This window comes from Mycolicibacter heraklionensis, from assembly GCF_019645815.1.
GTDB lineage: Bacteria > Actinomycetota > Actinomycetes > Mycobacteriales > Mycobacteriaceae > Mycobacterium > Mycobacterium heraklionense.
Genome location: NZ_CP080997.1, coordinates 4,829,636 through 4,846,615, shown reverse-complemented (window position 1 = coordinate 4,846,615; position 16,980 = coordinate 4,829,636). Strand labels below are relative to the sequence as shown.

Sequence of the window (16,980 nt, the reverse complement as noted above, 5' to 3'; positions counted from 1 at the left end):
CCCATATGAGTGAGGCTCCGCAATTGAGCGACGGCGACGACGCAATCCTGCGCGGCACCAGCCGCACCGACCTGACCGTCGCCGACATGCGGGCCTGGCTGCGCAACTGGGTGGCCAACGCCACCGCACAGTCGCCGGACAAGATCAACGAGACCGCCCCGCTGATCGAACTCGGCCTGTCTTCGCGTGATGCGGTGGCCATGGCCTCCGACATCGAGGACTTCACCGGGGTGACGCTGTCGGCGACGGTGGCGTTCCGGCACCCGACGATCGAGGCGCTGGCCACCGTGATCGTCGAGGGCGAGCCGGTGCTGGAGGACGACGCGGCCGGCGAGGACTGGTCGCGGGACGCCGACGTCGCCGACATCGCGGTCGTCGGCCTGGCCACCCGCTTCCCGGGTGACATGAACTCACCCGAGGACACCTGGGAAAAGCTGCTGGCGGGATTCGACGCCATCACCGACCTGCCCGAGGGCCGCTGGTCGGAGTTCTTGGAGGAGCCCCGGGTTGCCGAGCGCGTCAAAAAGGCGCGCACCCGCGGTGGCTACCTGTCCGACATCAAAGGCTTCGACGCGGAGTTCTTCGCGCTGTCGAAGATGGAAGCCGACAACGTCGACCCGCAGCAGCGGATGGCGCTCGAGCTGACCTGGGAGGCGCTGGAACACGCCCGCATCCCGGCCTCGAGCCTGCGCGGCGAAGCGGTCGCGGTCTTCATGGGCTCGTCGAACGGCGACTACCAGAACCTGGCGCTGTCCGACCCGAGCATCACCCACCCGTATGCCATCACCGGCAACTCGAGCTCGATCATCGCCAACCGGGTGAGCTACTTCTACGACTTCCGCGGGCCGTCGGTCACCGTCGACACCGCATGCTCGTCGTCACTGGTCGCCGCGCACGCCGGTGTGCAGGCACTGCGCAACGGCGAGGCCGACGTGGCGGTGGTGGGCGGCGTCAACGCGCTGATCACCCCGCTGGTGACGGTCGGTTTCGACGAGGTCGGCGGGGTGCTGTCGCCCGATGGCCGGATCAAGTCGTTCTCGTCCGACGCCGACGGCTACTCCCGTGCCGAGGGCGGCGGCGTGCTGGTGCTCAAGCGTGTCGACGACGCGCGCCGCGACGGCGACCAGATCCTCGCGGTGATCGCCGGCTCCGCGGTCAACCACGACGGCCGGTCCAACGGCCTGCTGGCGCCCAACCCGGACGCTCAGGCCGCCGTGCTGCGCAAGGCCTACAAGAACGCCGGTATCGACCCGCGCACCGTCGACTACATCGAGGCGCACGGCACCGGCACCATCCTGGGCGACCCGATCGAGGCCGAGGCGCTGGGCCGGGTGGTTGGCCGGGGCCGCGCCGCCGACAAGCCCGCGCTACTGGGCGCGGTGAAATCCAACGTGGGACACCTGGAGTCGGCGGCCGGTGCGGCCAGCCTGGCCAAGATCGTGCTCGCCCTGCAGCACGACAAGATCCCACCGTCGATCAACTACGCCGGACCGAACCCCTACATCGACTTCGCCGGCACCCACCTGAAGGTCGCCGACACCGCCACCGACTGGCCGCGCTACGGCGGCTATGCGGTCGCCGGGGTGTCCGGCTTCGGATTCGGTGGGGCCAACGCTCACCTGGTGGTGCGCGAGGTGCTGCCGCGCGATGTGATCGAGCGCGAGCCGCAGCCTGAAGAGCCTGTCGCCGCCTCCGAGACCGCCGAGCCCGAGATCGAGCACGAGGCGCCCCGCTTCGACGAGTACGGCGAGTTCATTCAGCCTGAGGGTTCGCATGGCTACGGCGACGAGCCCGAGTACGAGCTGCCCGGCCTGACCGATGAGGCGTTGCGGCTGCGCGACGAGGCACTGGCCGAGCTTGCTGCCGAGGAGCCGGTGAAACCCCTGATCCCGCTGGCGATCTCGGCGTTTCTGACTTCCCGCAAGAAAGCCGCCGCCGCCGAGCTGGCCGACTGGATCGACAGCGAAGAAGGCCGGGCCACCCCGCTGACCTCGATCGGCCGGTCGCTGTCCCGGCGCAACCACGGCCGTTCGCGCGCCGTGGTGCTGGCCCACGACCACGACGAGGCTGTCGCCGGCCTGCGGGCGGTCGCCGAGGGCAAGCAGAAGCCCAACGTCTACTCCGCCGACGGCCCGGTCACCAACGGACCGGTCTGGGTGATGGCCGGCTTCGGCGCGCAGCACCGCAAGATGGGCAAGAACCTCTACCTGCGCGACCCGATCTTCGCCGAGTGGATCGAGAAGGTCGACGCCCACGTCCAGGACGAGCGCGGCTACTCGGTACTGGAGCTGATCCTCGACGACTCGCACGACTACGGCATCGAGACGTCCAACGTCGCGATCTTCGCCATCCAGATCGCGCTTGGCGAGGTGCTCAAGCACCACGGCGCCCGCCCGACCGCCGTCATCGGCCAGTCACTGGGCGAGCCGGCATCGGCCTACTTCTCCGGTGGTCTGTCCCTGGCCGACGCCACCCGGGTGATCTGCTCGCGCGCACACCTGATGGGTGAGGGCGAGGCGATGCTGTTCGGCGAGTACATCCGGTTCATGGCGCTCGTCGAGTACTCCGCCGAGGAACTCAAGACAGTGTTTGCGGACTTCCCCGGCCTGGAGGTGTGTGTCTACGCCGCCCCGAGCCAGACCGTGATCGGCGGCCCGCCCGAGCAGATCGACGAGATCGTGGCGCGCGCCGAATCCGAGGGCCGCTTCGCCCGCAAGCTGCAGACCAAGGGCGCCGGGCACACCTCGCAGATGGACCCGCTGCTCGGCGAGTTCTCCGCCGAGCTGCAGGGCATCGAGCCGCACACGCCGAGCATCGGCATCTTCTCGACCGTGCACGAGGGCAGCTACGTCAAGCCCGGGGGCGAGCCGATCCACGATGTGGACTACTGGAAGAAGGGGATGCGCCACAGCGTCTACTTCACCCACGGGGTCCGCAACGCCGTCGACAACGGCTACACCACGTTCCTGGAGCTGGCGCCGAACCCGGTCGCGCTCATGCAGGTGGGGCTGACCACGGCCAGCGCGGGGCTCCATGATGCCCAATTGATCGCAACCCTGGCCCGCAAGACCGACGACGTCGACGCCATGACCATGGCGATGGCCCAGCTCTACGTGCACGGTCACGACCTCGACTTCCGCACGTTGTTCCCGCGTGAGGTCCAAGGGCCGGTCAGCCCGGCGGAGTTCGCCAACATCCCGCCGACGCGCTTCAAGCGCAAGCCGCACTGGCTGGACGCCCGGTTCTCCGGCGACGCCACCGGTGTCATGCCCGGCTCGCACGTCGCGTTGCCGGACGGCCGGCACGTCTTCGAGTACGCCGGTCGCGGTGAGACGGATTTGGCTGCCCTGGTGAAAGCCGCTGCCGCTGCGGTTATTCCGGACTCGACTCTGGTGGCCTCCGAGCAGCGGGCGGTGCCGGGGGAGGGCTCTCGGCTGGTGACGACGCTGACCCGGCACCCGGGCGGCGCTGCTGTTCAGGTGCACTCGCGCATCGGCGAGTCGTTCACGCTGGTCTACGACGCATTGGTGAGTCGCAGTGGGGCCGAAGGGGTTTCGCTGCCGGTCGCGGTCGGCGCCGGAACCGCGGTGGCGTCTTCATCGGTTGCGACGCCCGTTACGCAGCCCGAGGAACCGGTCGACGACGCCGAGATCCTGCACGACAACCTGACCGCCGGCGCCGGCCTGGCCGCCGGGTTCGCCAAGTGGTCCCCGGAATCCGGGGAGACTGTCGCCGATCGGCTGGGCGCGATCGTCGGTGGCGCCATGGGCTACGAGCCCGAGGATCTGCCGTGGGAGGTGCCGCTGATCGAGCTGGGTCTGGACTCGCTGATGGCGGTGCGGATCAAGAACCGGGTCGAGTACGACTTCGACATACCGCCGATCCAGCTGACCGCGGTGCGCGACGCGAACCTCTACAACATCGAGGAGATGCTCCGCTACGCGGTCGAGCACCGCGACGAGGTCGAGGCACTGCACGAGCATCAGCAGACCCAGACGCCCGAGGAGATCGCCGCCGAGCAGGCCGCGATCCTCGCCGCGGCCAAGGCGGCCGAGGCCGCGGACGCCGCACCGGTGGCCGAGCCCGCTGCGGCGCCACCCCCGTCGGACATCCCGATCCCGCCGCCGCCGACCAACCCGGCAGGGCCCGCGGTTCCGCCCCCGCCGACCGACCCTTCCGGACCGTCCGGCGTGAGTTCCAAGACCGCCGCCGCGGCGGCCGCCAAGGTGCTCACCCAGGAAGCGGTGACCGAGGCGCTGGGCGCCGACGTGCCACCACGTGACGCCGCCGAGCGGGTCACGTTCGCCACCTGGGCGATCGTCACCGGGAAGTCGCCGGGTGGCATCTTCAACGAGCTGCCCGCTCTCGACGACGACACCGCGACCAAGATGGCCGAGCGACTGTCGGAGCGGGCCGAGGGCATCATCACCGTCGACGACGTGAAGTCGGCGACCACCATCGAGGCGCTGGCGACCATCGTCCGCGATCAGCTCGAGGACGGCGTGGTGGACGGGTTCGTTCGCACTCTGCGCGCCAAACCCGAAGGCTCGAACAAGGTTCCGCTGTTCGTGTTCCACCCGGCCGGTGGCTCGACGGTGGTCTACGAGCCGCTGATGAAGCGGCTGCCCGCCGACACTCCGGTCTACGGCATTGAGCGGGTGGAGGGCTCCATCGAGGAGCGCGCCGCCGAGTACGTGCCCAAGCTGCTGGAACTGCACGACGGGCCGTTCGTGCTGGCCGGGTGGTCGCTGGGTGGGGCGATGGCCTACGCGTGTGCGATCGGGCTGAAGCAGGCCGGGGCCGACGTGCGTTACGTCGGGCTGATCGACGCGGTGATGCCCGGTGAGCCGATCGACCAGAGCAAGGAAGGCATGCGTGCCCGTTGGGACCGCTATGCGCGGTTCGCCGAGCGCACCTTCAACGTCGAGGTTCCCGAGATCCCCTACGAGGAGCTGGAAAAGCTCGACGATGAGGGCCAGGTTCGCTTCGTGATGGACGTCGTGGCCCAGAGCGGGGTGCAGATCCCGGGCGGCATCATCGAGCACCAGCGCACGTCGTACCTGGACAACCGGGCCCTGGACACCGCCGAATACCAGCCCTACGACGGCTATGTGGCGCTGTACATGGCTGACCGCTACCACGATGACGCCATCGTGTTCGAGCCCGCCTACGCCACCCGCAAGCCCGACGGCGGCTGGGGTGAATACGTCAGCGACCTGGAGATCGTGCCGATCGGGGGCGAGCACGTTCAGGTCATCGATGAGCCGTACATTGCCAAGGTAGGCGCCCACATGAGCGAGGCGATCAACCGGATCCAGGGAGAGCAGTGACCACCGAGTTCCCACCCGCCCACCCGCCCAAGACCACTGCGCAATTGCTGTCCGAACTCCGCGAAAAGCTGGAGCTGGCCAAGGAACCCGGCGGTGAGGCGGCCGTCGCCAAGCGGGCGAAGAAGGGCATCCCCAGTGCCCGCGACCGCATTCATGCGCTGCTGGACCCGGGCAGCTTCTTGGAGATCGGTGCGCTGTGCAAGACCCCCGGTGACCCGAACGCGCTCTACGGCGACGGCGTGGTCACCGGTCACGGCCGGATCAACGGCCGACCCGTCGGGGTGTTCAGCCACGACCAGACCGTGTTCCAGGGCTCGGTCGGGGAGATGTTCGGCCGCAAGGTGGCCAAGCTGATGGAGTGGGTGGCCATGGTCGGCTGCCCGATCATCGGCATCAACGACTCGGCGGGCGCGCGGATCCAGGACGCGGTTACATCGCTGGCCTGGTACGCCGAGCTGGGACGGCGCCACGAAATGCTGCGCGGCCTGGTTCCGGAAATCTCGATCATCTTGGGTAAATGTGCTGGGGGAGCGGTGTATTCGCCGATCCAGACGGACCTGTTGGTAGCCGTACGTGATCAGGGCTACATGTTCATCACCGGACCGGACGTGATCAAGGATGTCACCGGCGAGGACGTCAGCTTCGACGAGCTCGGCGGCGCCGACGCGCAGGCGCAGCGCGGCAACATCCACAAGGTGGTCGACGACGAGGCGGCGGCGTTCCAGTACGTGCGTGACTACTTGTCGTTCCTGCCCTCCAACCACTTCGACGACGCGCCGATCGTCAACCCCGGCCTGGAGCCGGAGATCACCCCGCACGACCTGGAGCTGGACTCGATCGTTCCGGACGCCGACAACGTCGCCTACGACATGCACGAGATCCTGCTGCGGATCTTCGACGACGGCGACGTCTTCGAGATCTCCGAACAGCGCGGGAAGGCGATGATCACCGCGTTCGCCCGGGTGGACGGGCATCCGGTCGGGGTGATCGCCAACCAGCCGATGTTCATGTCCGGGGCGGTCGACACCGAGGCATCCGACAAGGCGGCCAGTTTCATCCGATTCTGCGACTCCTACAACCTCCCGTTGGTTTTCGTCGTCGACACCCCCGGCGCCATGCCCGGGGTGTCGGAGGAGAAGAACGGGATCATCAAGCGCGGTGGCCGGTTCTTCAACGCCATCGTCGAGGCCGACGTGCCCAAGGTGACCGTGATCATCCGCAAGGCCTACGGCGGTGGCTACGCGGTGATGGGCTCCAAGCAGCTGTCCGCGGATCTGAACTTCGCCTGGCCGACGGCCCGCATCGCGGTGATCGGCGCCGACGGCGCGGCCCAGCTACTGGTGAAGCGCTTCCCGGACCCGACCGCGCCCGAGGTGCAGAAGATCAAGCAGGATTTCATCGACGGCTACAACGAGAACATGGCGATCCCGTGGACTGCCGCCGAGCGCGGCTACATCGACGCCGTGATCCAGCCGCACGAGACCCGGTTGTTGCTGCGTAAGTCGCTGCGGCTGCTGCGGGACAAGCAGAACTTCCCGAAGGTGCAGCGTAAGCACGGTCTGCTGCCCATCTAGCCGGCGCTTCCGCTTAGCCGCTAAGTCCTGGCTCAGATTGCGGGAACATTAGGTGGCCTGCGTTCTCAGGGTACGTGCCGTTTTTTCCTGGTGAGGGCGCGTTTCCAGGATAGTGAACCTGAATTTGACATAACAGAGTGTGATTGAAATCATCCAGGTTCGGCAACGCCCCACTGATGTGGCGGCCTCGAGAATCTGGCGAGGAATCCTGGATGTTTGATGCAGTCGCGGCACGGTCCACCCACTGCGAGCCCGGCCTGCGAGCTGCACTGGCCGCCGCCGCGCTGGTTGTCGGTATCGCCGGTGCTCCCCAGATCGCTTCGCTGACCTCGGCTCCCGGCCATACCGGGGTGCTGCTGTCCGCCGCCGAGGTCGGCTCCCTCGCCGACTCCGGCATCGCGCTGATCATGGGCCCCAGCATGATCCCCACGCCGAGCCAGCAGTTCGCCGACACGGTCAATGAACTGTTCCTGCAGCCGCGCGGCTTCGCCGGTGAACTCGAGGTGCTGACCACACCCGAGGAGGCTTACGTTCTGGACAAGTCCTTGGCCAGGGGGGCGGAGATTCTGGCCGACAGGGTGCAGGCTCTGATCGCGGATGGCCAGGTCGACGCCGATCACCCGGTGACGGTATTCGGCTACTCGCAGAGCGCTGCTCTCACGACTTTGGCAATGCAGCAGCTCGACGACGCCGGCGTGCCGAGTTCTGCGGTGCACTTCGTGTTGATCGGTAATTCGGCCAACCCCAACGGCGGGATGCTGGTCGGCTTCGAAAACATGCCTCAGATCGTCGAGGCCATGGGGCAGAGCGAGGTCACCCTCGGCAACCCGACGCCCCACGATCTGTACCCCACCAGCATCTACACCCTGGAGTACGACGGCTACGCGGACTTCCCGCGGTACGTCAGCAACATCTTCGCCGATCTCAACGCCGTTATGGGTATGGCCATCCAGCACATCGCCTACCTCGGCCTGACTCCCGAGCAGATCGAGGGCGCGATTCTGCTGGATTCAGACCCCGACAGCCTGGTCAGCTCTTACATGATTCAGAGCGAGTACCTGCCGCTGCTGTATCCGCTGCTGTTCGTTCCGGTGACTGGAAAGCCGTTGTACGACTTGATGGAACCAAGCATGCGGATCCTGGTGAATCTGGGCTACGGCAGCATCGAGAACGGGTGGAACGAGGGCTCTCCCGACCAGCCGACGATGTTCACGATGGATCAGCCGAACATCGACTGGACCGAGGTCAACGCTGCGCTGGCGGTGGCGGCGCAGACCGGCTGGAGCGCCTTCGTTGCCGACATCTTCGACCCGGCTACCTATGAGGTGGTCGACATGCTCGACAACCCTGCGCTGGCGCCACTGTTGGCAGCAGGGGATGGCGTGGGCCTGGCCGAAGGTGCGGATGCGCAGGACATGCTCAACAGCTTGACGAACCTGATGTGGGAATCGCTGGTCGGTCAGTACCTGGACCCGTCCTACTGGGAAGCTCAGGCCTAGCGGCCCTCGCCGCCGTGCCCGGAACGCCGGCCGGCGGTCTCAGGCGGGTAAGTGTTGCGTAACGCTTCAGCAACACCAGTCACTTCTGTTGCAAACCAATTATCGTTTACCCCAGGCGATCCCATGATGGGCTAGCCGCCGAGGTTCCAATTGTACGGGGCCGGAACGTGTTTCCGGCTGCCCGGATCGCCGTGCGAATCGTCGGAGGCTGACGAGGGGGACGACGTGTGTACTGGCAGCGTGTGCCCTAGCGGCGAGGCGCGATGAGTCTACTGCTGCCGGCGAGGCCGTCGGCGCCGGTCACGCGGAAACCGCGGAGCGCTCCAGATGAACATAAACGACTGCTGCGCAAGGCAATTACAGCATCGGCTATCGGTAACGCAACCGAATGGTATGACTACGGCGTTTACGCCGTCGTGGCCACCTATCTGACCGAAGCGTTCTTTCCGGACACGCTGGGCAACCTCGGAACGATGCTTGGGTTCGCGGTCTCTTTCGTGCTGCGGCCGCTGGGCGGCATGATCTGGGGCCCGATCGGGGACCGGTTCGGGCGCAAGTCGGTCCTGGTGGCGACGATTCTGCTGATTGCGGTGGCGACGACATTGATCGGTGTCTTGCCCACCTACGCCGCAGCGGGCTGGTGGGCGCCAGGCCTGCTGATCGCCCTGCGGGTGGTGCAGGGCTTCTCTACCGGCGGCGAATATGGCGGCGCCGCAACATTTATGGCCGAAAGCGCGCCCGATGACAAACGCGGGACCTACGGCAGCTTCCTGGAGTTCGGCGCCGTCGGCGGCTTCGTTCTCGGCAGTGCCGTGGTGTTGGCCCTGGAGGCGATGCTCAGCCACGAGCAGATGGCGGCCTGGGGCTGGCGTATCCCGTTCCTGTTGGCCCTGCCGCTGGGGGTGCTGGGGCTGGTCCTGCGCAGTCGGATGCCGGAGACGCCGGTGTTCGCCGAGTGCGTCGCCTGCGATGCGATCAAGGGATCGGCTTGGGACCGACTGGTCGACCTGCTGACGAACTACACCCGACCGATCGTGGTCACCTTCGCGCTGCTGGTCGCGCTGAACATCATCGACTACACCCTGGTGACCTACCAACCGACCTACTTGCACGCCTCCGCCGGACTTGACGAACGCAGCAGGACGGCGGTGGTGCTGGTCGGGGAGCTGGCCATGATGGCCTGCATACCCTTCGCGGGTGCCTGGTCGGACCGGATCGGCCGCAAGCCGCTGTGGCGCGGGTCGCTGGTCGGGTTCGCTGTGCTGGCGTTGCCGATGTACTGGCTGATGGGGCAGGGCTTCGCCTTCGCGCTGGTGGGATTCACGGTGCTCAGCGTGCTGTTCGCCGCGCCGCTGGCAACGGTGGCGGCGACGTTCCCGGCGATGTTCCCCACCCAGGTGCGTTATGCGGGATTCGCGATCGCCGACAACGCCGCGGTCGCGGTCTTCGGCGGCACCGCACCGGTGCTGGCGGACTCGGTGATCGAGCACACCGGATGGCAGCTTTTCCCGGCGGTGTACCTGGTGGTCGCCGCGGTGATCGGGCTGGTCGCGTTGCGGTTCCTGCCGGAGACCCGCGGGTGCTCACTGCGCGGTACCGGGATCCCCGGAGTGCAGGGCGAACTGGAGCGAGAGCTGGCGGAGGTGATGGCTACGCAGCCGTTGGCCCTGCCCGCGAGCGTGCGCAAAATGCCGGTTTCACCCGGCGTGTCGTGCACAGACGCGCACGCTCGCGGGTTGGGGGGTGCCCCGTCAGGCCTTGATGCGGATCTGGCCCGGTGACCACCAGCCCGAACGCGTGGCGCTGCCCAGGTCCAACTCCGCCGGCGTGGCCGGGGTGATCACGTCGAACTGACGCAACGAGCCCCAGTCCCGGCCCCAGTCGTAGTTCAGGTACGTGGCCATCACGTGGGCGCGCAGCAGCATGTCGGAGATGCCCAGCAACCCGCCGTTGACCCCGTCCTGCCAGGTGTCGGTGTCCTGCTTCTTGGCGTTGTAGTCCGGGGTGATCCGGTACTGCGGCACCTCGGTGACCCCGTTGGCGTGCAGCATCGGGTGCTGGCACGGGAAGGCCAGGCCCACCGCCCAGTCCAGCAGCACCGGCTTGTCGGAGCCGATGTACTCCTGGATGGTCTTCACCTCGGGCAGTCGCGGCGGGGTGAACGCGATCCAGTCCCGCGGGTTCAGCGACTTGTCCACGGCCACAATGCGTACCGCGACGGCGTCGGCCGGGATCTGCGAGCGCGGGTAGCGCAGGTTGCGCCACATCCGCGGCCACTCGCCGAACAGGTCGTAAGGCACCAGCCGTCCGGCGGCCACCGGGGCGCCGTCGGGCCCGGGGACGCCGTACTCCAGCTGCACGTCCTGGCCGGTGGTGTAGCCCTTCAGCACGCTGTTGCCGGCGATGGTGCCGGCCGCGGTCACTGCCACCAAGGGGTGGCCGTCATCGGCAGAAGGAAGGGCGTACCAGGCCGACGTCAGCTTGGACTCCTGCTGGCCGTCGGTGCTGTAGCTGCCCGCCAACGGAATCCGGGCCGGGTCCAGTCCGTAGGGCAAGGGGACGGTCGAGCCGTTGACCCCGGCCGTCTTCAACTTCTTCGGGGCGTCCCAGTCATAGTCGGTGCCGGGCTGGGTGATCGGCATCCGCAGTGACTCGGCCACCACCTTCTCCGGTACCCCGCTGGCGGTGAAGCCGACCGGGTCCACCCCGCCCAGTGGTCCGAGCTCGCCGTACTCGCCGGGCAGCGGCGTCAGCGCGCCGTCGTTGGGGTCGGGCTCCACCAGCACGTTGTCGGCCAGCCCGCAGCCGCCCACGAACGCCCGCACGTTGGCCAGGCCGTTGGAGTAGGTCGGGTACTCGCGGACGATCCCGGCCACCATCGAGGCCACGAACACGCACACCATGAAACCGGCCGCCACCGGAACGGGCGCGGCGGTCAACGCCCGGGCCAGCCGGCCCTCGCCGCGGTCACGCGGCGCGAAGTGCAGCCAGGCCGCCCAGCCGGCCGCCACAGCGAACATGGCGAACAGGATTGTGCTGACGGTGATTCCGCCGATGCGCGGCATGTCGGCGTTGAACGGCACGCCATAGCTGGAGACGTACCACCAGCCGTTGGTGGTGGCGAAACACAGCGCGAGTATGAACAACACGGCTGCGGCGAATGCCATTCGGTTTCTCGACCAGTGCACCACTTGTCGCGAAACCAGCACCGTGGTCAGTGCCGCCATCGCTCCGGCCACCGCGGCGAACAGCCCGAAGTGGTGCACCCACTTGGTCGGGGCGAACATCAGCGAGAACATCGTCGCCAGGATTACGCCCATCAGCCGCCACACCGGGCCGCTGGCGACCCCGGCGATCCGCTTGCGCCGCAACATGATGAACATCGCGGTGAACAGGCACAGCGCACAGATCAGGAAGCCGAACCGCCGCGACAGCGAGCCGTCGACGGTGGGCAGGATCAGGTAGTAGTAACGCAGGTTCTCGGTGTACCAGGCCTGGCTGGGACCGATCGCGGTGCGAACCCGGGTGGCTTCCAACACGGTTCGGATGGTCTGGTCGGCGAAGACCACGGTCAGGATCACCGCGCCGGCGGCCAGCAGCGGCGCCACCAGCGGCCAGGTGCCGTGAATGCGGTGACGGCGCACCAGGATCCGCAGCAGCGGCCGGCCACCGGCCAGCAGCGCGGCCACCGCGATCAGCCCGGTCGGCTGAATACCCAGGGTGAAGGCCGCGCAGATGATCGCCAGCGCCGCCGGGGTCAGTCGGCTGGAGATGATCGCCCGCTCCACCAGCACGTAGGTGATCAGCGCCCCGACCGCGATGATCCCCTCGGGCCGCAAGCCGTTGTTGAACGGCATCCAGGCCGCCAGCAGCACCATTCCGGCCGCCCACAGGGCGGGCTTGCTGGCCGCCACCGCCGGGCCGAACCGGGGCAGCACCTCACGGCTGAGCAGCAGCCAGCACACCAGCCCGGCGACCAGGTCCGGCAGCCGGATCCAGATGCTGGCGTCGGACACGTGCGTCATCAGCGCCAGCAGGTTGTAGTACCAGCCGAACGGGTCTTCCGGGCTGCCGAACCAGCGGAAGTAGTTGCTCATATAGCCGGCGTGGTCGGCGACCCGGGCCATCCCCAGGATGTAGCCGTCGTCGGAGGAGTTCGCCCCGATCACGTACCAGAGCAGGAACCCGAACACCACCGCCACGTCGGCCAGCGAGAAGAACCGCCAGCGGCTTGGGATCAGCCGGTGCATCCGGTGGCCGTCGAGGCGGTCCAGGCGCCACAGCGCCAGCACCGCGATCACGGTGGCGAGGATGGCCGCGTAGATCGCGGCCCGCTTGAGCATCGTCGGTTTGGTGGAGAACCGGGTGTCGATGTCGGCGGTCAGCGAAAGACCTTGCGGCGCCGGGCCGGCCAGGTCGGTGAACACCCCGACGATCTGCGGGCGCAGGTTCGGGTCCGGCCAGCCGTAGCGCTGGGTGATCCCGCCGATGGTGGCGAAGGTTCCGGCGTGCGACGAGGTGACCTCGATGTCGGTGCAGCCGGGGCCTTCCACTTTGGCCCGCGGTGCGGTGGCCAGCACCACGTTGCGGTCGGTGACGTCCACCCGTTTCTCGGTGACGGTGATGAACAGCCCGTTGAGGGCGGCGTCCTTGCCCTTGGCCGGCGCGGTCGCCAGCAGCGTGCCGCCCTCGGCGGGCAGTTGGCGCACCAAGGCGCACGGCGCCTTCACCGACATCGAGATCGGGGTCTGGGAGATCAGCGGCGCCGTCACACTGCCCAGCTCACCGTGCTGCGGCCAGTTCAGCGTGGCGGTGGTCTGCACCACCGGCAGCAGCGGGGTGGCCACCGACAGCAGGAAGCCCACCAGGCCGGCGACGACGGCCACCCACCGGGTCAGTTTGAGGTCACGGTCGGTCACAGGCGGCGTCATGGCAGTGCTCGAATCGGTCCGGGCCGGCTCCAGCCGGTCACAGTGACGGTGCCCTGCTCGATGACGGCGTCGGGCGCGGCCTTCGCGGGGATCAGTCGGTGATAGGCCTCCACCGCGCCCCAGTCGCGATACCAGTCATTGCGCAGGTAGGTCGGGACGGTGGTGGTCCACAGCATGGCCTGGGTGATCATGAACGGTCCACCGTCCTCGGCCGACTGCCACAGGTTCGACGACGCCGCGGTCTGCTTGTGGTCGGGCATGATCCGGTACTCCGGCAGCTCGGCGATGCCCAGGTGCTCGGTGAACGGCCGCTGGCACGGGAAGTTCGCCGCGACGGCGATGTCCATCAGCACCGGGGTCTGCGAGCCCATCAACTCACTGATGGTCTTGACCACCGGCACCCGCGGCGGGGTGAAGGCGATCCACTGCTCGGTGGACAGGTTCGGGTCGTTGGCGACGATGCGCACCACGTCGGTGCCGGGCGGCGCCCAGGCCAACGGGAAACGCAGGTTGCGCCAGGAGTTCTGCGGCCCGATGTCGATCGGCTCCACCTCCCCGCGCGCGGTGAATGTGCCGTCGGGGTTACTGGTGCCCCACTCCAGCTTCAGCGGCTGGCCGTAGTCGAGCTTGCCGTCCTCGCCGTGCGACCAGATGGCTCCGGCAGCGCTGACCACGACAATCGGTGCCCGGTCCGCCGACTGTTCCGGCAGTCGGTACCAGACCGAGGTGGCGTGTGCGGCCACCTGCTCTTTGTAGGAGCCGAGCACCGGGGTGACGGCCGGGTCCAGACCGTAGGGCAGGGCCACCCGGGAGCCGTTCACCCCGTCGGGGGCGTCGTCGGGGATCTTGCCGCCGGCGGTGCCCGCCGCGTCGCTCTGGTTGGCGCTGGGCTTGTTGGGGGAGGCATCCGCGTTGGGCACACCGGGTTTGGCGATGACGGCCAGCGAGGTGAGGTCGTCGTCGACGGAGTTGGGGTCGAAGCCGTACGGGTCGGAACCACCGAGGGGGCCGAGCTCGGTGTATTTCTGGCCGGGAACCGGTTGCAGCAGACCGGCGTTGACGTCGGGTTCGGTCAGCACGTCGTCGGCCATGGCGCAGCTGGACAGTCCGGAACGGATAGCGTCGATGTTGGCTCGGGCGGTGGTATAGGCCGGGTAGCGGCCGGCGGCGGCCTTGGCCATCGAGCCCACCATCAGCAGCACCATCAAACTGGCGAGCACCAGCAGCGGCGTCGACGCCAGGATCCGGTTGCGCCGCGTCGGCGTCACCTCGGTGTGCCCGGTGTAGTCCAGCCGGAAGTGCTGCCAGCCGGCCAGCAGACCTGTGGCGATCGAGGCCGCCAGGAACATCGACGTCACCGGCTTGCTGGCGATCACCGGCGGGATGTCGAACCACGGAACCCCGTAGCCGCCGACGTAGAACCACCCGTTGACACCCGAGGTCGCCACGGCCACCAGGAACAGCAGCGCGGTGACATACAGGGTCATGTTGCGTCGGCTGTGCAGCCCGACCCGGGCGAACGTGAACGCGGTGAGCGCCGCCAGCGCCCCGGCCAGCCCGGCGAACCCGCCGAACTGCACCGCCCACTTGGTCGGGGTGAACGTCAACAGCAGCAGGCCCACCGCGGTCGAGCCGATCAGCCGCCAGGCCGGGCCGCTGGCCACCCCGTTGATCCGGCCGCGCCGCAGCAGCACCACCAGCATGGCGAACATGCAGAACAACAGCACCAGCACGGCGAACCGGCGGGTCAGCGAGGCGTCGACGTTCTCCTCGACGGTCAGGAAGTAATACCGCAGGAACTCCTGGTACCAGGCGATGGTCGGACCGACCACGTACTTGATCCGGGCCGATTCGGCGACCGCGGCCAGGGTCGCCGACCGGCACACCACCACGGCGATCACCGAGGCGGCCGCGGCCAGCACCGCCAGCGGAGCGACCAGCCCGTCGGCGGCCCGGCGCTTGCGGATCACCGCCTCGATGGCCCGGGAGCCGGTCAGCAGCGGAGCCAGCGCGATGAGCCCGTGCGGAGCCAGCGTGACGGTGAAGACCGCGACCAGGACCGCGCACGCGGTGGGCACCAGCCGGCGGGTGGCGATGGTGCGTTCCACCAGCACCCAGACCACCAGGGTGCCCAGCGCGATCAGTGGCTCGGGGCGCAGGCCGTTGTTGAACGGCAGCCAGGCCGCCGCGAACATGGCCGCGGCGGTGAACACCGCCACCCGGTTGCCGGACAGCCGGCCCAGCCGCGGCAGGATGCGGCGGCTGATGATCAGCCAGCAGGCCATGCCGGCCAGCGTGGCGGGCAGCCGCATCCACACCCCGGCGGTGCTGACCGTGCTCAACTGGCCCAGCAGCGCCGGGTACCAGTCGAACGGGGCCTCGGTAGTGCCGAAGAACCGGTAGTAGTTGGCCACATAGCCGGCATGCGCGACGTTGCGGGCCATCGTGAGGTTGTAGCCGTCGTCGCTGGAGATGGCGCCGATGACGTGCCACAGCGCCAGGGTGCCGATGACGCCGACGTCGGCGAGTCGGGTCACCGCATGGACCTTGGATCTGGCTTGCCGACGTCGCGGTCCGTCCAGTACCGCCAGCGCGACGATCGAGGCCAGCACCGCCAGCACCCCGAGCGCCATCACGGCGCTCTTGAGGGCGGTGGGTGCGGTGATGAACCGGGTGTCGACGTCGATGCGGGCGTTCAGGCCCGGCTGGGGGCCGATCTCCAGTTCGGTGAAGATCCCGCCGATCTGCGGCTTGTTCTCCGGGGGGAGGGTGCCGGCCGCGCCGGGGATGCCGACGAAATCCGCGCCGACCCCGCCGGCCCCGGCCCACAGGTGCAGTTCGCTGCAGTCGGCGAGCTTGCTCCGGGGGGTGGCCGCGGCCACGTGGTCGCGGTAGGCGGCGAACACGCTCGCCTTGTTGGCCCGCACGAACAGGCCGTGCGCGGTGGCGTCCACTCCGCCGGCCGGCACGGTCGACAGCACCAGGCCGCCCTTGTCCGGCAGGGTCGCGATTGCCGAGCAGGGGATGGTGATGTCCAGGCTGCGGGGCGCACCGGACACCAGCGGAGCGGTGACGTCGGTGACGTGGCCGTCGGCGTCGACGCCCTGCGGCCAGGCGATGGTGGCGGTGGTCTGTCTGACCGGGAGCAGCGGGGTGATGCCGCACAGCAGCACGCCGGTGACGCCGGCCACCACCGCGATCAGCCGTGCGATCCGATAACGCTGCTTGGGCTGGTCGTAGGTGGAGGACACGAGCCCTGATGTTAGGCGACCGCGTCGGCGCCGCGGCGGACCATACGACAGAGTTGCCCGGCTTTGAGCGACAACCCACGTTATGTCGGGTTGCGGCGGGGGTCATGCGCCGCCTCGGCCCGCAGCGCCATCACCCGCTGGTGAATTCGGTGCTCGGTGCTGCGTGGCATCGAGGCGGGCCCGTAGCGGCCCCGGCCGCGTCGGAACACCCGGCCGCGCCCGCGTTCCCAGCGCAGGGCGTCCGAGATCGCCTTCGACGGCCGGCCCGCGACAGCGAAGCCCCGAGAGTCCAGCTCCGCGGCCAGTTCGCCGATGCTGCACGTTCCGTGATGCTGCAGGTAGTGGGTCAGTACGTAACGCAGTTCGATGCCGCGCAGCGGCTTCCGGTTCGTCAT

At 68.4% G+C, this 16,980-nt stretch carries 7 protein-coding genes; 4 read left to right on the top strand and 3 right to left on the bottom strand.

The genetic code is table 11. The features are described 5' to 3' along the window. The first annotated feature begins 5 nt into the window (after positions 1 to 5). The 4 genes from pks13 to K3U94_RS22460 all read left to right on the top strand — a co-directional run bounded on the left by pks13 (position 6) and on the right by K3U94_RS22460 (position 10,184). Positions 6 to 5,330: a polyketide synthase Pks13 gene (gene pks13, locus K3U94_RS22475; protein WP_220695087.1), complete on the top strand. Its 5,325-nt coding sequence runs from the start codon at positions 6 to 8 to the stop codon at positions 5,328 to 5,330. After that, the gene (locus K3U94_RS22470; RefSeq protein WP_047319108.1) at positions 5,327 to 6,904 is read left to right on the top strand and encodes an acyl-CoA carboxylase subunit beta; all 1,578 of its coding nucleotides are present in this window, start codon (positions 5,327 to 5,329) and stop codon (positions 6,902 to 6,904) included. The genes pks13 and K3U94_RS22470 overlap by 4 nt, the downstream gene beginning before the upstream one ends. A gap of 212 nt (positions 6,905 to 7,116) precedes the next feature. Next, positions 7,117 to 8,403 (top strand): PE-PPE domain-containing protein, encoded by a 1,287-nt coding sequence (locus K3U94_RS22465; protein WP_220695086.1) that lies wholly within the window; start codon positions 7,117 to 7,119, stop codon positions 8,401 to 8,403. A gap of 263 nt (positions 8,404 to 8,666) precedes the next feature. Next, positions 8,667 to 10,184, top strand: coding sequence for an MFS transporter (locus K3U94_RS22460; RefSeq protein WP_220695085.1), 1,518 nt, complete (start codon positions 8,667 to 8,669; stop codon positions 10,182 to 10,184). On the opposite strand, the gene K3U94_RS22455 is transcribed toward K3U94_RS22460, so the two are convergent. The 3 genes from K3U94_RS22455 to K3U94_RS22445 all read right to left on the bottom strand — a co-directional run bounded on the left by K3U94_RS22455 (position 10,155) and on the right by K3U94_RS22445 (position 16,980). After that, positions 10,155 to 13,334 (bottom strand): arabinosyltransferase domain-containing protein, encoded by a 3,180-nt coding sequence (locus tag K3U94_RS22455; protein WP_220695084.1) that lies wholly within the window; start codon positions 13,332 to 13,334, stop codon positions 10,155 to 10,157. The two genes, K3U94_RS22460 and K3U94_RS22455, sit on opposite strands and share 30 nt — an antisense overlap. Continuing rightward, entirely contained in the window at positions 13,331 to 16,585 is a 3,255-nt protein-coding gene (locus tag K3U94_RS22450; protein WP_220695083.1) for an arabinosyltransferase domain-containing protein, read from the bottom strand. The genes K3U94_RS22455 and K3U94_RS22450 overlap by 4 nt, the downstream gene beginning before the upstream one ends. Before the next feature lie 80 nt (positions 16,586 to 16,665). Further along, positions 16,666 to 16,980 (bottom strand): hypothetical protein, encoded by a 315-nt coding sequence (locus K3U94_RS22445; protein ID WP_220695082.1) that lies wholly within the window; start codon positions 16,978 to 16,980, stop codon positions 16,666 to 16,668.